General features: G+C 63.8%; 20 protein-coding genes and 1 other RNA gene. 18 read left to right on the forward strand and 3 right to left on the reverse strand.

What is annotated here, in order from left to right; all coding sequences use genetic code 11:
• The first annotated feature begins 8 nt into the window (after positions 1 to 8).
• The 12 genes from AC3WS6_RS09555 (at position 9) to dapF (ending at position 11118) form a co-directional block, all read left to right on the forward strand.
• Positions 9 to 2729: an FtsK/SpoIIIE family DNA translocase gene (locus tag AC3WS6_RS09555; RefSeq protein ID WP_492500792.1), complete on the forward strand. Its 2721-nt coding sequence runs from the start codon at positions 9 to 11 to the stop codon at positions 2727 to 2729.
• Complete coding sequence (pgsA, locus tag AC3WS6_RS09560) at positions 2729 to 3301, forward strand: CDP-diacylglycerol--glycerol-3-phosphate 3-phosphatidyltransferase (RefSeq protein ID WP_492500793.1); 573 nt, start codon at positions 2729 to 2731, stop codon at positions 3299 to 3301. The genes AC3WS6_RS09555 and pgsA overlap by 1 nt, the downstream gene beginning before the upstream one ends.
• Entirely contained in the window at positions 3298 to 3780 is a 483-nt protein-coding gene (locus AC3WS6_RS09565) for a CinA family protein (protein ID WP_492500794.1), read from the forward strand. Before pgsA ends, AC3WS6_RS09565 begins: the two co-directional genes overlap by 4 nt.
• Before the next feature lie 141 nt (positions 3781 to 3921).
• On the forward strand, positions 3922 to 4230 hold the full coding sequence (locus AC3WS6_RS09570) for a helix-turn-helix domain-containing protein (protein WP_067114945.1): 309 nt from the start codon (positions 3922 to 3924) through the stop codon (positions 4228 to 4230).
• Between the two features lie 18 nt (positions 4231 to 4248).
• Positions 4249 to 4473 carry a DUF3046 domain-containing protein gene (locus AC3WS6_RS09575; RefSeq protein WP_492500795.1) on the forward strand — a complete coding sequence of 75 codons (225 nt, stop codon included), beginning with the start codon at positions 4249 to 4251 and terminating at the stop codon, positions 4471 to 4473.
• Positions 4474 to 4739: 266 nt separating this feature from the next.
• Positions 4740 to 5783 carry a recombinase RecA gene (gene recA, locus AC3WS6_RS09580; protein WP_201469557.1) on the forward strand — a complete coding sequence of 348 codons (1044 nt, stop codon included), beginning with the start codon at positions 4740 to 4742 and terminating at the stop codon, positions 5781 to 5783.
• Positions 5784 to 6160: 377 nt separating this feature from the next.
• On the forward strand, positions 6161 to 6655 hold the full coding sequence (locus AC3WS6_RS09585) for a regulatory protein RecX (protein ID WP_492500796.1): 495 nt from the start codon (positions 6161 to 6163) through the stop codon (positions 6653 to 6655).
• 53 nt (positions 6656 to 6708) lie between these two features.
• On the forward strand, positions 6709 to 8259 hold the full coding sequence (gene miaB, locus AC3WS6_RS09590; protein WP_492500797.1) for a tRNA (N6-isopentenyl adenosine(37)-C2)-methylthiotransferase MiaB: 1551 nt from the start codon (positions 6709 to 6711) through the stop codon (positions 8257 to 8259).
• A 32-nt stretch (positions 8260 to 8291) separates the two neighbouring features.
• Complete coding sequence (gene miaA, locus AC3WS6_RS09595) at positions 8292 to 9179, forward strand: tRNA (adenosine(37)-N6)-dimethylallyltransferase MiaA (RefSeq protein ID WP_492500798.1); 888 nt, start codon at positions 8292 to 8294, stop codon at positions 9177 to 9179.
• Positions 9180 to 9228: 49 nt separating this feature from the next.
• Positions 9229 to 9786 (forward strand): dihydrofolate reductase family protein, encoded by a 558-nt coding sequence (locus AC3WS6_RS09600; RefSeq protein ID WP_492500799.1) that lies wholly within the window; start codon positions 9229 to 9231, stop codon positions 9784 to 9786.
• Positions 9787 to 9791: 5 nt separating this feature from the next.
• Positions 9792 to 10223 (forward strand): GNAT family acetyltransferase, encoded by a 432-nt coding sequence (locus AC3WS6_RS09605; RefSeq protein WP_492500800.1) that lies wholly within the window; start codon positions 9792 to 9794, stop codon positions 10221 to 10223.
• A 22-nt stretch (positions 10224 to 10245) separates the two neighbouring features.
• Positions 10246 to 11118 carry a diaminopimelate epimerase gene (gene dapF, locus AC3WS6_RS09610; protein WP_492500801.1) on the forward strand — a complete coding sequence of 291 codons (873 nt, stop codon included), beginning with the start codon at positions 10246 to 10248 and terminating at the stop codon, positions 11116 to 11118.
• A 42-nt stretch (positions 11119 to 11160) separates the two neighbouring features.
• On the opposite strand, the gene AC3WS6_RS09615 is transcribed toward dapF, so the two are convergent.
• The gene (locus AC3WS6_RS09615; protein WP_492500802.1) at positions 11161 to 11811 is read right to left on the reverse strand and encodes a class I SAM-dependent methyltransferase; all 651 of its coding nucleotides are present in this window, start codon (positions 11809 to 11811) and stop codon (positions 11161 to 11163) included.
• 68 nt (positions 11812 to 11879) lie between these two features.
• Here AC3WS6_RS09615 and hflX point away from each other — a divergent pair, with 68 nt between their 5' ends.
• Positions 11880 to 13391: a GTPase HflX gene (gene hflX, locus AC3WS6_RS09620; RefSeq protein ID WP_492500803.1), complete on the forward strand. Its 1512-nt coding sequence runs from the start codon at positions 11880 to 11882 to the stop codon at positions 13389 to 13391.
• Between the two features lie 9 nt (positions 13392 to 13400).
• Here the strand turns inward: hflX and AC3WS6_RS09625 are convergent, their stop codons facing one another.
• A complete protein-coding gene (locus AC3WS6_RS09625; protein WP_492500804.1) occupies positions 13401 to 14069 on the reverse strand; it encodes an SIMPL domain-containing protein in 669 nt (222 codons plus the stop codon).
• Between the two features lie 144 nt (positions 14070 to 14213).
• On the opposite strand from AC3WS6_RS09625, the gene ssrA reads away from it, so the two are divergent.
• From ssrA to AC3WS6_RS09650, 5 genes are all read left to right on the forward strand, one after another.
• Positions 14214 to 14583, forward strand: a transfer-messenger RNA (tmRNA) gene (gene ssrA / locus AC3WS6_RS09630).
• A gap of 12 nt (positions 14584 to 14595) precedes the next feature.
• Entirely contained in the window at positions 14596 to 16095 is a 1500-nt protein-coding gene (locus AC3WS6_RS09635; RefSeq protein WP_492500805.1) for a tyrosine-type recombinase/integrase, read from the forward strand.
• A 2-nt stretch (positions 16096 to 16097) separates the two neighbouring features.
• Positions 16098 to 17678: a hypothetical protein gene (locus tag AC3WS6_RS09640; RefSeq protein ID WP_492500806.1), complete on the forward strand. Its 1581-nt coding sequence runs from the start codon at positions 16098 to 16100 to the stop codon at positions 17676 to 17678.
• On the forward strand, positions 17671 to 19704 hold the full coding sequence (locus AC3WS6_RS09645) for a hypothetical protein (protein WP_492500808.1): 2034 nt from the start codon (positions 17671 to 17673) through the stop codon (positions 19702 to 19704). The genes AC3WS6_RS09640 and AC3WS6_RS09645 overlap by 8 nt, the downstream gene beginning before the upstream one ends.
• A gap of 17 nt (positions 19705 to 19721) precedes the next feature.
• The gene (locus AC3WS6_RS09650; protein ID WP_492500809.1) at positions 19722 to 20126 is read left to right on the forward strand and encodes a hypothetical protein; all 405 of its coding nucleotides are present in this window, start codon (positions 19722 to 19724) and stop codon (positions 20124 to 20126) included.
• A gap of 15 nt (positions 20127 to 20141) precedes the next feature.
• Here AC3WS6_RS09650 and AC3WS6_RS09655 read toward each other — a convergent pair whose 3' ends face one another.
• A complete protein-coding gene (locus AC3WS6_RS09655; protein WP_492500810.1) occupies positions 20142 to 23879 on the reverse strand; it encodes a YobI family P-loop NTPase in 3738 nt (1245 codons plus the stop codon).
• Positions 23880 to 23908: the final 29 nt, after the last annotated feature.

Raw genomic sequence — 23908 nt, forward strand, 5'->3', positions numbered from 1 at the left:
GTGAGAGCATGGCCAGGAGCACCACGAAATCAGCGCGCGCGTCTGACAGCGCAGCGCCACGGCCCAAGCGCCAGACTGCACCCAAGGCCCAGGCCGCGCCGAAGAAGTACATCGACGAGATCGACAAGCCCCCGGTGATCGTCCGCGCCTGGAGCGCGATCGCGCACGGTGTCGGCGGGATGTTCCGCGCCTTCGGCCCGGAAACCCTCGAGAAAGACGACCGTCGCGACGGGTTCCCCCTGCTGCTGGTCGTCCTCGCCATCGCCGGCGCCGTGAACGAATGGTTCTTCATCGGCAACGAGGTCGCGACGAACATCAGCGCCTACTCGGTGGGACTCCTGATCGGTCGCATGGCTTTCATCTTCCCCGTCCTGCTGCTGTTCCTGGCCGGGTGGCTTTTCCGACACCCGTCCTCGGTGCACGACAACGGGCGGATCGGCATCGGTTTCGGGCTTCTGATGGTCACGCTCGCCGGCTTCTGCCACATAGCCGGAGGACTCCCGCAGCCGCAACAGGGGATGGTCGCTCTGAGCGCCGCCGGCGGGCTCTTCGGCTGGATCCTCGGTCAGCCGTTGAGCTACCTCACGACGATTCCGGCCTATATCGTCCTGTCTCTGCTGGCGGTTCTGAGCCTGCTGATCCTCACGAAGACGCCGCCGAACCGCATCGGCCAGCGCCTCGGTGACCTGTACGCCTGGATGTTCGACGCGGAGCGCGTCGAGAAGCCGGCGAAGGATGCCGCTGCGATCGACGAGGCGGACAAGGTCGACGATCCCGACGTGCTGCCGTGGTGGCGACGCAACAAGACGGGCCGTGAAGAAGACCCGGACGAGGGAACTCTCGGTTCTGACGACATCACGGCGCTCCTGACCACGACCGATGCCACCCCGGCGTACGACCAGGCAGTGACGGTCGTGAACCCCGCTGTGGCATCGGACGCCGCGACCGAGGTCCTCTCGGACGTGCGATCGGTCACCGATGCGCTCGCGGAGCAGCAGACCACGGCCCTGTTGGATGACGAGTCCGACACGGGCGAGATGCCTGAACTGCCGGGACTCGATGGATTCGGCACCGACGGCCCGGGGGAGAGGGGACCGCAGGCTCCGGTCGCCCCGTACATCCTGCCGTCGCCGGGTGTGCTCGCCGAGGGGCCGCCGTCCGTGGCACGGTCAGAGGCCAATGACCGTATCGTCGAACAGATCACAAGCGTCCTCTCGCAGTTCAACGTCGACGCCAAGGTCACGGGCTTCTCTCGCGGCCCCACGGTGACGCAGTACGAGGTCGAGGTCGGCCACGGCGTCAAGGTCGAGAAGATCCTTCAGCTGAGCAACAACTTCGCCTATGCCGTCGCGTCGAACGACGTGCGCATTCTGTCGCCGATCCCCGGCAAGAGCGCGATCGGCATCGAGATTCCCAACACCGATCGCGAGACGGTCGCGCTCGGCGACGTGCTGCGCTCCCAGGCCGCGCTGAAGAACACCCATCCGCTGACCATCGGCGTGGGAAAGGATGTGGGCGGGAACTTCGTCACCGCGAACCTCGCCAAGATGCCGCACCTTCTGGTCGCCGGATCCACCGGCTCCGGAAAGTCGAGCTTCGTGAACTCGATGATCACCAGCCTTCTCATGCGCGCCCGTCCGTCCGACGTCCGTATGGTGCTGATTGACCCGAAGCGCGTCGAGCTCACGAGTTACGCCGGCGTCCCGCATCTGATCACCCCCATCATCACGAACCCCAAGAAAGCCGCCGAGGCTCTCCAGTGGGTCGTGAAGGAGATGGACATGCGGTACGACGACCTCGCATCGTTCGGCTTCCGTCACATCGACGACTTCAACCGCGCCGTGCGCGCGGGAGAGGTCGAGGTTCCGGTCGGCAGCGAAAGAGTCCTGAAGCCGTATCCCTACCTTCTCGTCGTCGTCGATGAGCTCGCAGACCTCATGATGGTCGCGCCGCGCGACGTCGAGGACTCGATCGTGCGTATCACGCAGCTCGCCCGTGCATCCGGGATCCACCTGGTGCTCGCGACGCAGCGACCGAGCGTCGACGTGGTCACGGGGCTCATCAAGGCGAACGTTCCTTCACGTCTGGCCTTCGCCGTGACGAGCGTCACCGACAGTCGCGTGATCCTCGACAGCCCCGGTGCCGACAAGCTCATCGGCCAGGGCGACGCGCTGTTCTCGCCCATGGGATCGTCGAAGCCCTTCCGTCTGCAGGGTGCGTGGGTCGATGAGAAGGAGATCGATGCGGTCGTCAAGCATGTGACCCGCCAGGCGCGTCCGGATTACCGCTCGGACGTGGCGGAAGCGATGGAGCCGGCCAAGAAGAAAGAGGTCGACGAGGACATCGGTGACGATCTGGAGCTTCTCCTCGCGGCGGCCGAACTCATCATCTCGTCGCAGTTCGGATCCACGTCGATGCTGCAGCGCAAACTGCGCGTCGGCTTCGCGAAGGCGGGTCGCCTCATGGACTTGCTGGAGTCGCGCGAGATCGTCGGGCCCTCCGAGGGATCCAAGGCGCGCGACGTGCTGGCCACCGTCGAGCAGCTGCCGCAGGTGATGGCGAAGCTCCGCGGCGAGGACGCCCCCGCAGCCCCGTCGCCCTCATCCGGCGCCGCAGCACCTGTCGCGGGACCGGTCGCACACGACCCCGTCGATGCTCAGTTCGAGGGGCTCCCCGTGGTGGAGGCCGAGAGTGACGACGACGCCTGGGGATTGACGGGGCGCGACTGATGGCCATCCCACGGCAGTTGCCCAACGCGATCACGGTGGCGCGGATCCCACTCGCCGTGGTGTTCTTCGTGCTGCTGCTCCTCGGCGGCACATACGGCCTCAGCGACATCGCGGTGCGCTGGGTCGCCGCGATCCTCTTCATCGTCGCGATCTCCACCGATTGGGTGGACGGCTACCTCGCACGGCGTTACGAGATCGTCAGTGATTTCGGCAAGCTCTGGGATCCGATCGCGGACAAGCTGCTGACCGGCGCCGGATTCATCGGACTCGCGGTGCTCGGCGAGTTGAACTGGTGGATAGTGGTCGTGATCCTGGTGCGGGAGTGGGGGATCACGATCCATCGCCTGGTCGTGGCGAGGGAGCATGTCGTCGCCGCAGCATGGATGGGCAAGGTCAAGACCGCCGTTCAAGCCGTCGCCCTGTCGTGGGCGGTGCTCCCGCTGCACGTCGTCATCGGCCTCGGTCCGTGGGTGTTGATCACGACCGTTCTGATGGTCCTCGCGCTCATCCTCACCGTTGCGAGCGGCATCGACTACATCGTCGCGCAGGTGCGTGGAGCGCGTAGCCGGTGACCGTCGCCACCGCCCCTCTTGCCGCGCTCGCGGAACGCGGGTGGACGTTGGGCGTGGCTGAGTCGCTCACGGGCGGCGCGGTCTCGGCGGCGCTCGTCTCCGTACCCGGCGCATCCGCAGTACTCCTCGGTGCGGTCGTGGCGTATGCGACGCCGGTGAAGCATTCGCTGCTGGGCGTGGACGAGGCCCTGCTTCACTCCGGCGGTCCCGTGCAGGCCGATGTCGCGCTGCAGATGGCGGATGGCGTGCGCGCGGCTGTTCGCGTGGACGAACGGCCCGCAGACGTGGGGATCGCCACCACAGGGATCGCCGGCCCGGGTTCCCCGGACGGACAGCCGGTGGGCACAGTGCACGTCGCTGTGGTGACCCCGACGTCGATGCGGTGTCGATCGTTCGTCTTCCGTGGCGACCGCGACGAGATCAGAGCCCAGGCGACGGATGCGGTGCTGACTCTGCTCGACAGCGTGGTGCGGGAATAGTCGTCGGCATCGCATGGTTTATCTCTTCGTGCTCACACCGAAAGCACAGCGTCAAAAGGTAGGTTCTGTGAAGGTCAGTACGGCTAGACTGGCGATTCGACCGGGGGAAGCCCCGAGAGAGCGATCTGGGAGGAGGTTCCGATGATTCTCGTACGACAGGAAATCGGCGACGTGTTGAGAGACTTCCGCCTGCAGAAGGGACGCACTCTCCGCCAGGTCGCGAGCAAGGCCTCGGTTGCGCTCGGATACCTCAGTGAGGTCGAGCGGGGACAGAAAGAAGCTTCGAGCGAGATCCTCGCCTCTGTGGCTGACGCTCTCGACGTCCCCATCTCGACCATCATGCGCGAGGTCGGCGACCGCATCTCTGTTCTCGAGGGAATCCAGGTGTTCCCCGACGTCGTTCCCGACGACCTCGTGGCCTCGGTCGAACCCGAGCTCTCGCTCCACTGAACCGAAGCGTTCGTTCCGATGCGTCGAAGTGAATTCCTTCGCGCCGTCGACGCCGAGTTCGGATCGCGCGGGTCGTCGCTCATCAGCGACCTCGTGTTGACCCAGCTGGGTGGTCGCACCGCCGAAGCCGCCCTCGACGACGGCGTGCAGCCTCGCGACATCTGGCTCGCGCTGTGCGTCGAAGCCGAGGTGCCCCTGGAACGTCGTCACGGCGCCGGGCGCCTCGAGCCGCGCCGTCACTGACCCGTGGCCTTCTTCAGGGCCCGGGGCTGCCGACACGAGACATTCGGCGTGTCGTCGAATATCTGTTCGAAATCGGCGTAGTCTTCTGCACAAGTGGTTCAGAGTTTTCGTCATCCCCGTTACTTGGGTGCTCACGACGCAATGTCGGTGGCTCCTCGTACGGTGAAGACAAGCCGAAGAGCTATACGCCTTGTCGGAGAGTTCCGCCCAACCGGGAGGACCGCGACAGCCTACAGGCGGCCCCACGCGAGCATAAGGAGCACGTCATGCCATCACCCGCTGACCGCGAGAAGTCCCTCGAGACCGCACTCGCTCAGATCGATCGTCAGTTCGGAAAGGGCTCGGTCATGCGGCTGGGCAGTGACGAGCGTGCGCCCGTCGCCGTCATCCCGACCGGCTCCATCGCTCTCGACGTCGCACTCGGTGTCGGCGGCCTTCCGCGCGGCCGAATCGTCGAGATCTACGGCCCTGAGTCCTCCGGTAAGACGACGCTCACGCTGCACGCGATCGCGAATGCTCAGCGTGCCGGCGGCATCGCGGCGTTCATCGATGCCGAGCACGCGCTCGACCCCGACTACGCGCAGAAGCTCGGTGTCGATATCGACGCCCTTCTCGTCTCCCAGCCCGACACGGGTGAGCAGGCGCTCGAGATCGCTGACATGCTCGTGCGTTCCGGCGCGATCGACCTCATCGTGATCGACTCCGTCGCCGCCCTCGTGCCGCGCGCTGAGATCGAGGGCGAGATGGGAGACTCCCACGTGGGTCTGCAGGCCCGACTGATGTCTCAGGCCCTGCGAAAGCTCACGGGTGGGCTCAACCAGACCAACACGACGATGATCTTCATCAACCAGCTCCGCGAGAAGATCGGCGTGTTCTTCGGATCGCCCGAGACGACGGCCGGCGGAAAGGCACTGAAGTTCTACGCGTCGGTCCGCATGGACATCCGTCGCATCGAGACGCTGAAGGACGGCACCGATGCGGTCGGTAACCGCACCAGGGTCAAGGTCGTGAAGAACAAGATGGCACCGCCGTTCAAGCAGGCCGAATTCGACATCCTCTACGGGGTCGGTATCTCTCGCGAGGGCAGCCTGATCGACTTCGGCGTCGAGCACGGAATCGTGAAGAAGTCGGGCTCCTGGTACACCTATGACGGCGATCAGCTCGGTCAGGGTAAAGAGAACGCACGGTCCTTCCTGCTCAAGAACCCCGACGTCGCGTTGGCGATCGAGACGCAGATCAAGCAGAAGCTCGGGATCGGCGGCGCTGTCGAAGCCCCGGCTGACGAGCTGGCCGAGCGTCGCCCGGCCTGATCATGGTCAATCGTGAAGACGGGAGCGAGTCCGAGCGGCTCGCTCCCGTCATTCCACTCTTCGGAGCCACCGCGTCAGCCGTAAGCGACTCGTCGACTCCTCGACCGCCGGACACAGCTGACGCTGCAGGGGAGCCCGATGGTGCAACTGCGGTCGACTTCGCACGATGGCGTTCCGTATCGAAAGTCGAAGAACCCAGCGTCGGGGCGCGCGCGCTCGACGCATACACGGATTCCGACGGCTCTCCGAGCGATCGGCATCCTGCTCGCGGCGGGTCCCGTTCCGCGCCCCGACTGCGGGCGGTCGAGCGGACCGATCAGCACGACGGCGCCGGCTCGGCGCTCAGTGCAGCAGCGCTGCAGGAGACTGCAGAAGAGGTGCTCGTTCGAAAGCTGCGCACCCGCTCGCTGTCGATCTCCGAGGCCCGTCTCATTCTTCGAGGTTTCGAGCGCGAGGGCGGACGCCTCGACTCCGAGCAGATCGACGATGTGATCGATGATTTCTGTCGACGCGGCTACCTTGATGACCGTGTGTTGGCTGAGCAGCTGATCACGGCCGGCGTCGAGCGCAAGGGGCAGGGACGGGTCGCCCTGTCGCGGGCGCTGGCGCAGCGTGGCCTCTCCCGTGACGTGATCGATGCTGCGCTCTCCGATCTTCCCGACGACGACGCCGCGCGAGCCCTGGAGTTTGCGCGTGGCAAGGCGTCGTCCCTCGCTCGGCTCGATCACGACACGGCTCTTCGTCGCCTCGTGGGGCAGCTCGCACGTCGTGGCTACAACGGAGCGGTCGCGATGTCAGCGGCGAAGGCCGCTCTCGGCGAGGTGACCCGCGGCCACGCGACCTCGGGAGTGCGCTTCGTCGATTCGGACTGACGGGGTCTTGACGCGACGGTTGCGGCGGCAGTCGCTCGTAGAATGGGATCACCATGACTATCCCGCGCAGTGAACCGACGATCATCGCGTCGTCACCAGCATCAGTCGAGCCAGGTGGGCGTCAGCGCTCATATGAGGTGCGCACGTTCGGTTGTCAGATGAACGTCCACGACTCCGAGCGGCTGTCCGGCTCTCTCGAGAGTGCGGGGTACGTGCGTGCGACCGCTGGCGATGAGGCCGACGTCGTGATCATCAACACCTGTGCCGTTCGTGACAACGCGGCCGGCAAGCTCTACGGCACCCTCGGGCAGCTCGCCTCGGTGAAGAGACGCAAGGACGGGATGCAGATCGCCGTCGGCGGCTGTCTGGCGCAGATGGACAAGCAAGCCGTGCTCGACAAGGCGCCCTGGGTCGATGTCGTCTTCGGCACGCACAACATGGGATCGCTGCCCGGCCTGCTCGAGCGAGCCCGTCACAACGGCGAGGCGGAGCTGGAGATCCTCGAGTCGCTCGAGGTGTTCCCCTCGACGTTGCCGACCAAACGTGAGTCGGCACACAGCGGGTGGGTCTCGATCTCGGTGGGCTGCAACAACACGTGCACTTTCTGCATCGTGCCGAGTCTTCGCGGCAAGGAGAAGGACCGTCGACCCGGTGACATCCTGAACGAGATCCGGCTGCTCGTCGACGATGGAGCGATCGAGGTCACGCTGCTCGGACAGAACGTCAACTCCTACGGCGTCGAGTTCGGTGATCGACAGGCGTTCAGCAAGCTGCTTCGCGCCGTGGGAGAGATCGACGGGCTGGAACGCGTGAGATTCACGAGTCCGCACCCGGCGGCATTCACGGACGATGTGATCGATGCCATGGCGGAGACGCCCAACGTCATGCCCCAGCTGCACATGCCGCTGCAGTCGGGCAGCGATCGCGTGCTCAAAGCGATGCGCCGCTCATATCGGAGCGACAGGTTCCTCGGCATCCTGGATCGTGTCAGGGAGCGGATCCCGCACGCGGCGATCACGACCGACATCATCGTCGGATTTCCCGGAGAGACCGACGAAGACTTCGAAGACACCATGAGGGTCGTCGAGAAGGCCAGGTTCGCCAGCGCCTTCACCTTCCAGTACTCCATTCGCGAGGGAACGCCGGCGGCGACCATGGAGGCTCAGGTCCCGAAGGCGGTCGTGCAGGAACGGTACAACCGTCTGCTCGCGCTTCAGGAGCGCATCTCACTCGAGGAGAATCACGCGCAGATCGGCCGCGAGGTCGAAGTCCTCGTCTCGACGGGCGAGGGCAAGAAGGACGCAGAGACTCACCGCCTCACGGGTAGAGCACAGGACAATCGTCTCGTGCACTTCGAAGTGACTCCAGGGTCGGCCGTGCCGCGGCCCGGCGATGCCGTCATGGTCACCATCTCTCACGCGGCGCCCTTCCACCTGCTCGCCGACGATCCGACAGGCGCCCCGTTGCGTATCCGTCGCACTCGCGGCGGAGACGCGTGGGACCGAGGTCAGGCCGAGTCCTGCGCGGTACCGGCGCCGAGCAGTGCAGACGGTGGACCCCGGGCTGTCTCGCTCGGTCTCCCGACGCTGCGCGTGGGCGTGTGAGGCATCACCCTCGACGGCCGCGTCTGTGGGCCGTGGTCGGAGCGACCGGAACGGGCAAGAGCGATCTCGCTCTCGAGCTCGCAGAAGCGCTGCGCGACCGCGGCAACCCGGCGGAGATCGTCAACGCCGATGCCATGCAGCTGTATCGAGGCATGGATATCGGTACGGCGAAGGTCCCGGAGTCCGAGCGTCGCGGCATCCCTCATCACCTCTTCGACGTGCGGGAGGTCGATGAGGAGGCGGCGGTGGCGTGGTACCAGCCTCTCGCGCGAGCGGCAGTCGCCGACATCCAGACGCGGGGCGGAGACGCGATTCTGGTGGGAGGCTCGGGGCTCTATGTCTCCAGCGTCGTCTACGATTTCGCGTTTCCACCCCGCGATGCCGAGATCCGCGAGCGTCTCGAACGTGAACTCGAGTCGCAGGGCATCGACTCGCTGCTCCAGCGTCTGCGCGCGCGAGATCCTGAGACGGCTGCGCGGGTGGACCCCCGCAATGGGCGACGCGTCGTCCGAGCTCTCGAGGTGCTCGAGCAGGGGGGAACGACGCATGGCGCGGCATTGCCTGACCGGCCAAAATTATGGCTCTCGGATACTCGCATCCTCGGCCTCCGACTCGACCGGGCCGTGCTCGTCGACCGTCTCGACACCAGAGTCGAGCGCATGTGGCAGATGGGTCTCGTTGCCGAGGTCGACGCTCTGCGCGCACGCGGACTCGAGCGTGGTGTGACGGCACGGCGTGCGATCGGTTACGCGCAGGCCCTCGGACAGCTCGAGGGGCGGCTCACCTCCGAAGGGGCGATCGCCGAGACACAGGCGCTCACGCGGCGTTACGCGCGGCGACAGGTCTCGTGGTTCAAGCGCTATCCAGAGCTCACGTGGCACGACGCCCCCGCGCGAGCGCACGACCTTCTCGACTCCTGACGAGGGGCAGAGCTCGCGCGATGTCGGTGGTCGGTGGGAGCCTGAGTGCATGGCGACTCACTACTACACCGCATCCAGTCTCGACGGTTTCATCGCGACCGCCGAGCATTCGCTGGACTGGTTGCTCAAGCAGGAGATCGATGAAGGCGGCCCGATGGCCTACCCGGCGTTCGAGAAGAACGTCGGGGCGCTCGCGATGGGCGCATCGACTTTCGACTGGGTGATGCGACACGAGGAAGGTCGTTGGGGCTACGCGCAGCCGACCTGGGTCTTCACCCATCGCGAGGTCGAATTGCCGCCAGGGGCGGACGTGCGTCGGGTACAAGGCTCTGTGGAGGCACTGCACGATGAGATGGTCGAGGCCGCGGGCGGCAAAGACCTCTGGGTCGTCGGCGGCGGCGATCTCGCAGGCCAGTTCGCCGACGCCGGTCTCCTCGACGAGGTGTGGGTCCAGTTCGCCCCCGTCATGCTCGGAGCAGGCGCGCCGCTTCTTCCGAGGGTCCTCGACCTCGAGCTCATCGAGGTCGCCCGCAATCGCGACTTCATGTGCGGTCGCTATCGGGTCGTCAAGGCCGACGCGCTCCGCGGCCCGGGCTCCGCGAAGTGACCTGGGTGATCCGTCCGTTCGAGCGGAGCGACACCGACGCAGTGATCGGTCTCTGGGAAGAGGCACGGCTCACGCGACCATGGAATGACCCTCGTCTCGACATCGAGCGCAAACTCGCGTTCCAGCCAGAACTCTTCCTGGTCGCGACAGCCCGGGGAGGCGAGGCCGATTCCGCGATCGTGGGCAGCGTGATGGCAGGGTACGACGGGCACCGGGGCTGGCTCTACTATCTGGCGACCGCTCGCTCTCATCGCCATCAGGGCATCGCCCGCGCACTCGTGACGACCGCCGAAGATCTGCTCCTCGCGATGGGATGCCCCAAGGTGCAGTTGATGGTGCGGCAGGGCAACGACGGCGTTCTCGGATTCTATGAAGGGCTCGGATACGAAGAGTTCACGGTGTCGACGACCGGCAAGCGCCTCGTCATCGACCACTGACGAGAATCCCTAGACTGTTCGCATGGTCGCATTCACCAAGGGTCACGGCACAGGCAACGACTTCGTCATCATCGCCGACCCTGACGGAGCCCTGGAGCTGACGGCCGAGCAGGTCGCCGTGCTGTGCGACCGTCACTTCGGCATCGGTGCCGACGGCATCCTGCGAGTGGTCCGCTCCACAGCCATTGCCGAAGGCAGGGCGGCGCTCGATGAAGAGCCCGACGCGGAGTGGTTCATGGACTACCGAAACGCCGACGGTTCGATCGCCGAGATGTGCGGGAATGGCATCCGCGTCTTCGTGCACTACCTCGTACGCTCCGGGCTTGCGACCATCGAGCCGGGGTCGACGCTGCCCATCGGCACACGGGCAGGGATCCGCGACGTCACGCGCAGCGAGACCGGGTATCAGGTCGACCTCGGGGCGTGGAGGCTCTCGGGCGATGACCCCCTCGTGACGACGGAGGGCCTCGCGGTCACGCGGCCTGGCCTCGGAGTCGACGTCGGCAACCCCCATGTGGTCGTGGCTCTCGCGTCCGATGCCGAACTGGCATCACTCGAGTTGCACCGGGCGCCCGAGCTCGAGCCCCGCCTGCCTGCCGGAGCGAACGTCGAGTTCGTCGTGCCCGGAGAGCCTCTCGTCCGGGATGGCATCGGTCACGTGCGGATGCGGGTGTCGGAACGCGGCGTGGGCGAGACGCTCAGCTGCGGCACCGGCGTCGCAGCGACGGCACTCGCGGTGCGGTACTGGGCGGGGGAGAAGGCGCCGAATCACTGGCGGGTCGAGGTGCCGGGCGGCACGCTCGGAGTTCGCATGTTCCCTGCAGAAGACGGCGAGCACGTCGCCCTGTCAGGTCCCGCACAATTGGTCTTCAGCGGCGAAGTCGACCTCATCTGACGACGCGGTCCGGCTCGGACCAGCGGGTCACCGCACCAGTGGTCACCCGAGTTCGGTCAGCGCGATCGGCTCGGTGGGCGGGGATCCGTGCTTTCGGACCTTCAACACTCGGTAGCCTTTGGCCGTCGCGGTGCGGTGCACGCTGAATCCCGGCTGGAACGTCGCCGCGATCCACCGCTGCAGTGAGTCGGCTCCCAGGTTCCGCTGGACGACGAGCCACGCGTCACTGCGTTGATCCAGCCGGGGGATCCATTTCTCCAGGAGCCCATGCAGCTCGCTCTTGCCGACACGGATCGGCGGATTCGAGCGGATGGTGCGGAAGCTCACGGCATCGGGAACATCGCCGGGCAGTGATGCGTTGACATTGGTGAGGCCCAAAGCCTTCGCGTTTCGGCGGACCAGATCGAGGGCTCGCTCGTTGACGTCGACCGCCCACACCGTGGCGTGCGGGGCCGCGAGTGCCATCGACAGCGTGATGGGACCCCACCCGCTGCCGAGGTCGAGAAGATTGCCACCCGGCGGGACAGGTGGCATGTTGGCGAGTAGGACGGCAGTACCGGCATCCAGCCGATCCGGGCTGAAGACGCCGCCAGCAGTTGTGACGTCCAGCTCACGGCCTGCAAGCGTCACACGGAGCGCGCGCAGGTTCTCGGGGCTTGCCGGGGCCGCGGTGAAGTAATGGTCGGACCCCATACCGTGAGCGTAGCGGACAGCGCGGGCTAAGGTTAAGGCTCGCAACAAAACCCAGAGACAAGGACCGGATGACGGACAGCACCACACCCACCACAGACGACGCAGCAGTCGAGCGCGTGCTCGCCAATGCCGCGAAGCGCACAGAGCCTCGTGTGTTCGGGGCAGCTCAAGCGCTTCAGGACTCGTCCACGGCGTCGCATGCGTCGTTCGACGGTGATCAGTGGGACCTCGAAGACCGACACGCTCTGCGTCGTGTCGGTGGTCTGTCGACCGAGCTCGAGGACGTCACCGAGGTCGAGTACCGCCAGTTGCGTCTCGAGAACGTCGTGCTGGTGGGTGTGTACCCGCAGGGCGCACAGGAAGATGCGGAGAACTCCTTGCGCGAGCTCGCTGCGCTGGCCGAGACGGCAGGGGCGGTCGTGCTCGACGGAGTTCTGCAGCGGCGACCACATCCGGACGCTGCGACGTACATCGGGCGCGGCAAGGCGCAAGAGCTCAAGGACATCGTCGCCGCCACCGGCGCGGACACGGTCATCGCGGACACCGAACTCGCCCCCAGCCAGCGCCGTGCGCTGGAGGACGTCGTCAAGGTGAAGGTGATCGACCGCACCACAGTGATCCTCGACATCTTCAGCCAGCATGCCAAGAGCCGCGAGGGCAAGGCACAGGTCGAGCTCGCACAGCTCGAGTACCTTCTGCCGCGTCTGCGTGGCTGGGGTGACTCCATGAGCCGTCAGGCGGGTGGGCAGGTCGGCGCGGGCGGGGCCGGAATGGGCTCCCGTGGTCCCGGTGAGACGAAGATCGAGCTCGACCGTCGTCGCATCCGCACCAAGATGGCTCTCCTTCGTCGGCAGATCCGCGACTTCGGCCCGGCGCGAGAAGCCAAGCGCGCCGAACGCAAACGCAACACGATTCCCTCCGTGGCCATCGCCGGATACACCAACGCCGGCAAGTCGAGCCTCCTCAACGCTCTCACGAGTGCAGGGGTGCTGGTGGAGAATGCACTGTTCGCGACGCTGGACGCGACCGTCCGCCGCTCCGAGACGTCCGACGGGCGTGTGTACACGCTGACCGACACGGTCGGCTTCGTCCGCAACCTTCCGCACCAGCTCGTCGAGGCCTTCCGTTCGACGCTGGAAGAGGTCGGCGATGCTGACGTCGTGCTGCACGTCGTCGACGGGTCACACCCCGACCCCGCAGGCCAGCTGCAGACCGTGCGCGACGTGATGGGCGACGTCGGTGTTCGTGACATGCCCGAGCTCGTGGTGTTCAACAAGGCTGATCTGATCGACGACGACGAGCGTCTCGTACTGCGAGGCCTCGAGCCCAAGGCGCATTTCGTCTCGTCGCGGTCGGGCGAGGGTGTCGAAGAGCTTCGAGCGGCCATCGAAGAGGCGCTTCCGAAGCCCGCGGTCGAGGTGCACGCGGTGATCCCTTATGACCGAGGTGATCTGGTCGCGGCGATTCACGAGACCGGAATGCTGCTGGCGGTCGACCACAGTGAGCAGGGCACCGTCGTGCACGCGCGTGTGTCGGAGCGGCTCGCCGCCGATCTCGCGCCGTTCTCCGTCGACGCCTGACCGCTTCGATCAGCGAGCGAGGAAGCGCGCCTCGACGGTGGTCGAGATGACGATCTCGTCGGGCTCGTACTCCATCGACGGGCCTCCCGCGTCAGACTGCTGGAGCATCGCCCCGCGCGCCTTGGCCATGCCGGCGAACGGCTGGGTGGCCGCGGGAGCGATCAGACCGGCATCCGCGATCTCGACAGGTGTGACCGTGGCGAGTCCGAGCGCCGTGGCGTATGCCTGTGCGCGCGCGACAGCGACTCCGACCGCCTCGGCCGCGACCTCGCGCTCGATGCGCTGAGTGGTCTCGCCCGTGAGATGCCAATCGACCCATCCGACCTCGACGCCTTCCCAGGGCGAAATGTCCGTCACCCAGAGCGAGAGTTCGGATGCCTCGACGAAGGTCGCCGTCAGATCGATGCTGGCGTAGTAGACCGGGTCGAGACGCTTGCCCTCGTTGTTCCACGGGCGTTCGGCGCGCGCGGCGAGTTGTTTGCTCGTCCAGTCGACGACGATGCCGGTCTCCCGCCGCGCGGTGATGCTCTCGCGCACAGGCTGGGCGAGCTGCATGACGCGGTCGACCACGACAGCGCGATCTGCGCCCTCGGCGCGGACGCTGACACGAATGGTGGCGCGTTCCGGCGCGATTCGCGCCTCGTGCTCGCCGCGGACTGTGACGGTGACTTCGCTCATGGGCCGACTCTACGCCAGCGCTCTCTCGCCCCATGGAATGGCGGAGGCCTCAAGAACGTTGTAGTCTGTGATGCTCGGGCACTTCTGGTTCCCGGGTTGTAAAACTCCACAGTGTGACAGCGGCTCCTTCGAAAGAAGGACCACGGGGCTGATCGGTTTCGACAGCGCCTGTGAATCCACGAGAAGCGGGCCGAGGATGCAGAGTTATCTCGTAAACGCTCTCTGCAAAACAATAGTTGCCGAAACCAAGCGCAACGACTTCGCCCTCGCTGCATAAGCGAGCCCGATAGTCCGTCAGGCCGTATGTGATTCCGGTACGGATCCTGGCGTCATTTAGGAATCTTGCTGCGTGATGGCGTCTGGACGTCACGTGGGACTCTTCCCAGGCTGGGCTTGTCGACTTAGGTGTCTGTGACAAAGGTCGGAGCCGAGCAGAACGTCTGCACAGACTGCGCCCGGAGAAGGCGTGGAGACTCAGCGTTGGACGGGGGTTCGATTCCCCCCAGCTCCACAAATGGTGTCAAACATGTGTATCACCACTTTTGATGTGGGGATTCAGAACGTTGGGCATCATGTGTATCATCCGAGACACCAAGTTCCTCGTCTCGGAGAACGGTCGCTGTCACCAGTGGAAAAGTCATCGCACGCGCGGTCCACCTCTCTGTTCGTCAGGGTGGTGGACCGCGCGCGCGTCTCTGACATCAGTGTCGAGGGTGAGGTCATACCAGCGTCCGCGCTCCGAGACATTCTCGATGTACAGCGGATCCCGGACGGAACGCCCTTCATCTCAGACGGCGCAGGCCGCTTCGAAACCGTCCGTCACGCCAATTCCTATCTGCTCGATGCGGCTCGTCAGCGTGCCTACCCCATGCGCACCTTGCGTGGCAATCATGCCGCCGCTCTCGCGCGGTTCCTCCACTTCGTGCGAGAGACGACGTCCGACGCAGACCTGACCGACGCCACCATCGAGCATCTCAACGACTACCGGAAGCGTCGACTCGTTTCGCTGGCAGGGAGTTCATGGAACGCGGAGCTCGGGAATATCGCTCTCTTCTTCGCATACGCCAAAGAGAAAGGTTGGATCGGGGTCGACCCGGTGCCGCGCTGGGGCGCGATACAGCGCAACACGTTGAAGTCACCCGAGAACACCACGCGAAGAATTCGTTTTCTTACTGAGGACCAGCTCGCTTTCTTCCTCAATCATGGGCTTCGGGGGGATTCGATTCCAGATGATCGACCCGAGTACCCCGAACGCGATTACACCTTCGGCCTCATACTCGTCAGCACCGGTCTTCGCCGTGAAGAAGCCACTTACCTCCTCGACTTAGATATTCCGACGAACCTCGCTCGCGGAAGCCACATCTTCGAACGAATTGGTAAGGGAGGCAGACCGCGTGACGTTCACATCATTGACCACCTCGCGGACGTCGTCGACCACTATCGACGCGGTGAGCGCGAGTACATGGTGGAACGCGCCCAACTCACACTTCGCCGCCGCCGTCGTAACGGCATGCTTACAATCGCCGAGCCTGTTCCCACGGCGAACGGTACCAAGCTTCGCATCGAAGGCCGCTTGATCCGTCCCGAACAACTTCCAAATGAGACGCGCCGCACTGCCGTCTGGATCCGCGATGACGGCGTTATCGACCCACTTGCATTGCTCCTCGTGGAAGGCGGGCGTGCCCCCGCCATCGACCGATTCAACCGTCTCTTCGCGGACGCCAACAATCGCATCGCAAGCCTCGGGCCGCACGAGAGCGCACCACCCGCGCACCTTGCTGTAACCCCGCACGTGCTCCGCCACACTTTCGCCGTCCGGACGCTCGCTACGCTGATGCGTGAAGGACGGAACACTCGCGATGACCCGTACGCGTTGCTCGCGAGTCCACTCCTCGTCGTGCAAGAGCTACTCGGACACGCCGACCTGACGACTACGCGTCGTTACTTGTTTCACGCCGAAAGGTACACGGACCAAATTCCGAGTGCCCTACGAGAGAGCATCCTTCGTCTCGTGAGAGGTCTGTGAGAATGCTCGAGTTCGTGGCGGAGTACTCAACGCCCTACGGGATTGGTCGCGCATACTTGAGGCCGGCGACCACCGATGCGCCCGAGCTGGTGACAGCATTGGCCCGTGCGTGGGTCGACGTTGTCAAGAACAATCCAACGGCCGTGGGAACGCTCCGTGTCGCAATTCTTCGGCTGGCAAAGCATTGTGGTACACAGGTTGGCTTCGACGCATCGAAACACTCGCTCGAGCACCTGCGGCGGCGGCATATCGACTCATGGGAGAGCACGTTGGTCGAGTGGCAAGCTGCGCGCCCCACGGACAATCCCTATCGAGTCGCGTTGGCCATGTTCGCCCTTCTCCGGTTCATCGAGGACCACCAGCCTGGAACCCTCCATCCCGAGGTTTACACGCGAGTTTTGCAACCGACTCGGCTGAGGCACATTCGGAACGATCCGATGCCCGATTTCTCGGATGACGAACTCTCTCGGATCAAAGCTGGAGTTCGCAAACTCACGTGGAGTGACGACGGTTGGGCTACAGTCGCCTCCGCCGACGTCCTAATCGCATTCGAGGTTGCACTGTGCATAGCCTCCGGCGAGCCGCCCGAAGTGATCCGGGCGCTCAAGCTCGATGATGTCGTCGCGACTTCGGCTGATCCCCGAAGCTCGGGTATGAACACTGAGCAGATGGCACGGGCGCACCTGGCCGATAGTTATACGGTCGTCCTCCGCAAGCATCGAGCACACCTGGTCGAAGAAGTGACGTGGACCCGGAAGCGGGAACCCACGACCCTGCGCTACCTCGACGCCGTAATTGCACTCGGAGCGCCGTTACGACGGGCTACCGGACTCCGAGGCCTATGGATCATGAAGAATGGGTCTGGTTCTGTTCAGTTGGCACAGTGGGGCCGGCCAGAGCTAAAACTGAGCTCCTGGTTCGATTCCCACGTGGAAGGCGTAGTATCGGCCCCCCACGACACCCGCCGCTTCCGCAAGTCCGCCATCGCAGCCGAGATCATCGCCGAGCCCGAACGTCATCTTCGTTCTCAGCGAAGACACACGGAAAGCGTTCTGTTCGACCACTACACCAACAGTCCCGCGCTCTTGCTCGATGTCGGGCAAAGGTTTGTGAGGTCAGTGTCTGAGCTACATGAGCGAGCTCTCGGACCGACGATTGATACGGGTGTCGGTGTCGTGGAGCTTAGTCCGACGACCGGCGAGGTCGCGAGTGTCGACCAAGCCGCGTTGCCGGATACTGTCGGGGGCGCCCTGGCCAGCTGTCGCGACCCGGAGGACTCCCCTCATGCGCCGCAAGGAGTGGTGTGTCCGATGGCTCGCATGGGTACCTGTTTCACCTGTCCGAATGCCGTCATCACCGTCGAACACCTTCCAGCAGTGATCCTCGTGAACTCGGTCTCCGCTCCCGATGCGGCCGCTGACCCGACGACGTGGCAGCAAGTGTGGGGCTATATCTACCGAGCCACAACCATCATCCTGCAGCTGTTCCCACACGATGTGGTCGATGATGCGCGGTTGCATACCGACGATGTCCTTGTGGATCTAGGGCTTCGACAGGAGTTGAGAGGGCCAACTAATGCCTGAACCCACGGCTGAATCATCCAGCGGGCCGCCGTCGTCAATCTCTCCGCATGACTTCATTCACGATGCCATTCCCGACGGATCGAGGTTTGGTGATGAAGCCTGGGACTACCAGGAGATCCGGCCCGCTGGTCATCCGACCCGGTGGGTGAGGTTCTCGAGAATTCCCGCCGGATATCGGTACGACGTCAAGTTGTACGCGTTGTTGCAGGGACGGCCACATCACCCTGTAGCGGTTGATGCCGGGGTGTCGATTCGACGCGACGTGGGGACCATGGACGCTGTCTTAGACGTAGTCGACAGACTTGCCGTGCTGACTGCCTGGGGGCAATCGAAAGGACTGGCCACCTTCAAGGACTGGAACGAGAAGCATGCAGACGACTTCTTGACCGACCTCCGCTCAGGCAAGCATCGCGAAGGCGGAAGTCCCAATGCACCTAGGGCACTAGCTTCCCACGTGTCCATCTTGAAGAAACTGGCGAGACTCGCGCCCATCGCGCAACATCCGTTGCAGTTCGAGCCTTGGCCCACGCATAGCGCTACGCATGTTGCGAACGATGTCAGTCCAGGTGGCAACAAGACATTGCCGCTGCCGTGGGAGACGTGGCAACCGCTGCTTGTTGCTGCCGACACGGTCGTGACGCAACTCACACCGCTCATCGTGGACATGCATCGCGCCTTTCGAGACGCGCGGCCGCACACTGATCTTCATCGTGGTCTCTATAGCCGTCGCGCCGTGGAAGCCTTGCAAGCCCGACTCGACAGCGGGTATCTGATCCCGCTGAACACCGGCGTCGGACGAGCCAAGTGGCAACGTCGAGGTTCCGTCAACTCCTCTCAGATCTGTCGAAGCCTGAACATCAGCCAGAATCTGTTCAAGCCATCCAACAGGAACTACTCGCATGAACTTATCCGACTCATCGACGACGCCGTTGATGCGGGGCGCACCGAGTATGGGGGACTGATCCCGGTCGAGGGAACCTGGGCAGGCGAAATCGGCCTCTCGGAGGCTGAGCACCTTCCGGGCGTTCTTCGGGCCGCATGCTATGTCTTGATCTCCAGTCTGTCCGGGATGCGCGATAGCGAGCTGCAGGCCCTTCGCCGTGATGCTTTCGACATTTCGGCGGTCATTCCGTCGGTGAACTCGATGACGTACAAGGGCCAGGACGTGCTCGGGAAGGCGCGGTCATGGTGGGTGCCTTCGATAGTTCAGGTGGCGGTAGACGCGCTTGAGCAACTCAGTTTCACCGGACGATTGTTCTCCCGCAGCGGAAAGACCGGAGAGGGCGGGGAGGAGGGGGAGTATCCCTTCGCTCGCGATCTGAAAAGCTTCATCGCTTTCGTCAACGCCGAACCTGAGGATCGCATTGGGAGGGGTATCGATCTGAGGCTCAAGCCAATCGTGCTGCGACCACGGCATGCCATCAACGCCACGTCCCTGAGGCGCACACTCGCTGTCTACGCAGCCACGTACCCTGGGGTAGAGATCGGAGTGGGTATTCAGCTCGGTAAGGCTTCACTTCGAGCGACGAGCGGCTACGTACGGGACCAGCATCACGCGGCGACGACAGCAATCACCGATGAGAGAACCAAAGCTGTCCGGCACGACTTGAAGCGAATTCTGTTCTCCGGTACCCCAATCGCAGGACCCTCCGGAGACTCTCTCGAAGACCTTCGCGTCCAGGTCATCGCAGACCCGAAGCGGGCAGACCAGCTCATCGCTCGGGTGGCCCAGAACTACACACTCGGCGTTGTGAACGACTGTGCTTACCGGGAAAAGACGGCCGCTTGCGGCCCGGGCGGGCCCAAGATTGCTGACCATGTCTGCTTCACTGCGGACTGCTCGAACGCGGTTCTTCATCAAGCACACGTCCCAGTCTTGGAAATGCAGCTGGAACGACACGACCGCGCATTGGACGCACCCAACCTGCATCCGATTTTGGAGGCGAACTTGCGGCGCGGTCGGGCCAAGATCGCGAAGGAGCTGCGAGTGCTAGCTCCGCCAGAAGACATGGAGGCACCCGAATGAAATCGAGCAGCATCTCCGTGAGCGACGACGTCCTTCGCCGCATCGCCGACGCCATCGACGAGATCGCTAGCAACGACGAGCTACAGCGCACCAAACGGCAGATCGAGAAACTGGCGGGCTTGTCACATCCCACGGTTGCCCGGGCATTCGCCCAGGATCTGAGAGAAGAGACGCGCTTTGCTATCAATGCGCGGTTCGCCGAGTTGAACCCAGTCAACAAGGGACTGTCGCCGAAGCAACAGGCCGCGAAGCGAGAGAAGCAGGATATCGAGGCGGCCCAGGAACGCATCGCCGATCTCGAGTTCGAGCGCGACGCGCACCTGCAGGCTCTCTACGCGTATTTCGTCGCTAGCGCCCCAGCAGAGCCTTCGCCAACAGTGGTTCCTATCAATCGGGCGGTCCGGAAGGCGCACGGGCGATGAGCGGGCGGACTGGCGCTATTGTAGGCGTGCAACGTACCTGGTTCCTAGACGCTTGAAGTTCTCCTCCCTAACGTGCCTGACCGTGGTGCCGATAAACCGTCTCAGCACCTCGTGGTGTGAATTGTCGTGCGGGAAGTTCGGTCTTCCGCTACCCCCGCTGGCAACGCGAGCGTAATCTCCTCCAAGGCCAATGAGGATCTGACGAGCATCGTCCAGGTCGACGAGCGTTTCACTGTTAGCCAGGAGTGCCACAATCTGCTCGTGCCACGCGCCTGCTTGATGCAGCGCTGTTATGCGAGCAATGCGAAGTCTCCAACGTTGGGATACAAGCACGGAAGCGATGGCGCGCGCCTCGGCTCTGGTCGCCGTCGTCAGGAACGCCGGAAGACCGGATACGACGGCGATCCTCGCCTTCTGTCCAGGAATCTTGCTGCTCAAGAACGACGCGATCCAGCGAGCCGGCAAGACCGCTGGGGCAACGAAGCTGGAGAACCGCTTCGACGACTTGATGGTTCGCTCGAGCGTGGGCCAGTCGACCATAAGCGCGGTGCCGAACGCGCTCGCGTCATCCTCCAAGAGTCGCGCGGTAAGAAGCCGCGCGACGAGATCGCCGCTCTCGGGAGTGAGTGAGGACGGTTCCAACTTGCCGGTTTCCAGCGTCGACACGGTGCGCACACGGGCGAGAGTTGAGGGGATGACGTCCTTCGCCTGCAGGATGGAATGCGCCAGCTCTACACGTGTCGCTGTCTCAAGCTTCGTCGGCTCAAGGATCTTGCGAGGGCTCAGCAACTTGGCGAGATGTTCATCGACACCGTATTGCTCTGCGTACGCAGCGACGTTGACCGCTGATGGCGCCACCCTCTGGGCACGAACGATCTCGGGCCAGGCATCAACCTCGAACGCCGAGAGATCTGGTACCTGCATCGGAAGCGTCGCTGCGAAGACCGCTGCTAGCTTCTCGCGGTCCACCGCGTGTACGTCTTGGATCAGCGGAACTAGCTGCGCGACGTTCTTCACCGTGGCCACGGAATGCGATTTGGAGTGCACCAAAGCCGCGTAGTCCGCCACGTTTTGCAGAATGTGGTCGTAGAGATCGCGGTTCGTTCGACGTAGCGTGCCGAGGTCGATATTCCCGCTAGGCACGAAGGTGCGGAGGTTGACCATGGTCACGGGGAACAGACCGAGCGATAGCACGGCGTCCCGGGCATCGGAGGAGAGCGGAGTCAGATCGGGGATCTGGATCCCGTAACCGTCGAGCAGTCCGACGACGAAGGCAGCATGTGCCGGCGACGCGGGAGTCGAAAAGCTCGTGAGCTGCCGATAGTTCTCCGCGATAAACGCTGCAACGGGCGGGCTGGAGGCCTGACTATCTTTCCGAATCTCTGCAAGCACAGCATCAAGAACGACTAGGCGGGAGCCTTCGGCGATTGCAGTCGAAGTCGCCGCGTAGTGCGTTACATCCCGCCAATGGGGAACCATTGTCGCGAGGAGTGCGCCCGGAGAACCGCCCCGAGCCATGTAGGCATCGAGGAACTCAAACCTCGCGTCTCCCATCTGTCCGAGTTGCTGACCTACTCGAGCAGCTGCCGCGGGGCGTTCCCGCAGCAGATAGTCGACAAAGTCGATGTTCAGGACGCTCGCATCGTTGAAGAGATCGGCTCGGTCATTCTTGTCAGCCTTCTGTTCACGAAGGATCTGCTGAACGTCGCGCTTGCTGAGCGGATAGTTGGTGTCGGGCACGCCGGGTCCGATGCATCGGTAGATGTACTCGCGCGCGGCCTTGCTGAGATGCTTCCCGTAGTAGTTCGACGCGTACAGGGCAAAGTGGGACGTAATGTACCCGTCGCGTACGAGTTCGCGTGACATCTCGGACAGCAAGATAGCGGAGACGAGGTCTGCGAAGCTGGCTTCCGTTCTTTCGCCTAGATTCACCCGCAAGCGGGTTTCCTCTTCGGCGGTGAGATTCAACTTATCGGCGGGGATCGTCAAGTCTCGGCGTGTATACAGTTGCGCCCAAGTGTGGTGCCGCAACAGCGCGACCGTTTCGACGAGGCTTCGCTCCTGGGTCTCAGCGAGCTTATTATCTTGCGTCGCCCAGTCAGCCGGATTGACGGGTGTTTCCAGGAGACGCGTCAAGCTCTCGGTGGAGAATGTGAAGGCTGTCGATGTCCCGTTGCTGCGGTTCAGGTTCAGCACGAGTTCGTCGTCCTCAGCGACCGATGCCCACCCAGACGGGGTTGTGATGACGTCCTCGATCTCAGGGTCCAAGGCCACCGTGATGGTGCCCGGAGCTGATTCGTCGAGGACTTCCCGAATCACATGAAGACGTTCTCCGAGCACGCGAGCTCGCTCATCGGCGGTCGGCATTGGACGGCTAGCCGTTCGATACTCAGCGAGTCGTTTGGTCGCCAGGGGGAGCGCTTGCGCGATGAGCGCGCGCCAGGCGACGTATAGGTGGTCCAGGGAGCTATCGCGGTGTCGGATGCTCTCGAAGTCCGCGAGATGTGTGTTCTTAAACAGCACGATGGCGAAGACCAGGTTGTCGTTGATGTCCGGGAGGGCACGCTTTGAGACGACGAGCTCCTGACGGTACACCTCGAACTCGTTGCGAACATTGTGGATCATTCGCATGTCGGCGACGTGCCTGGCGGCCAGTCGGATCAACGCCGGCTTGATCTTGAAGTCCGGGCTCTTCATGGCCTTGGACATAACGTCTCGCGCGTTGTCCGGGCTGATGAACGGCACGACAGGGATGACCACGTCAAAGAACTTGGTGCGGCTGGCTCGCTTCAGTGCCTCCTTGACGCGGTCGGAGAGCTGCGCGCTAACGTCCGTCTCCGGTGCTTCGCCGCCGATCTTCTCGAACACGCTGTCGCGGATCGCGTAGACGAAGACGATGCGCCGCTTGAGCTGATGAGACTCGTTCAACAAGTTGTTCAGCGCACGTAGGGTGTCGAAGATCTCGGCGTCTTCGAACCGGTCGATGTCCTCGATGAGCACGAGCTTGGTCCCAGTCGCCTCGAAGAAGTAGACGATCTCGTCAAGGTATGCGTCGAAGTACGTGTCGGATTTCTTAGCCAGCGTCACGGTCGTGATTGCCGCGTTCACCGAAGCGCTCATGAGCGGTCGCGAGCGCACGACGAGGGCGGCAAGCCATGTTGCGCCCACAATAAGCACCGTCGCGACCGTGTATGCGAGAGCGTGGCGCCACCACCCATCGAACCAACTTGTGATGAGGGGGTGCAGTGGGCCAAGAGCGAAGAGGATCAGCGCAATACTCAGCCCGATGGCTAGGGCGCTTCGCAGCCCACGGAACCGGGGCGGCACGCTCGCACGGTGAAACCGCGTTCGCGGAACTTCGTGCACAGCTGTTCGGTACAGGAGTTGCTTGACGATCTCCTTCTGGATGAGGTTCACCTGTGAGGTTGGTGACGAAACCTCCTCATCGCCGTCGTCCGTGCTTCGTGGCGCGATAGTCGAGAGAGCGAGGGTGACGGTCTGCTCACGATATTTGGGATGTTCTTTGAGGTACTGAAGAACACTGCTCTTACCGGTACCGTATGCGCCAGTCAGCGCGATGTTCCGACTGCCACCGTGAGCGATAGCGCGTTCGAGGAGGTCGAAGTACAACTGGTGTCGAGATGCATCAAACTTCGGAGCAAGACTTCCCAGACGTAAAATCTGCCCCGTCCGAGGAGGGGAGTCCTGCGCGTGGTCATCGTCGGCTGAGGTGGCGATGAGGTTGTCGGACATGGCCACATCGTATTCTCAGCGCGGCATGA

Source organism: Microbacterium sp. EB106-03-03-XG65, from assembly GCF_058791955.1.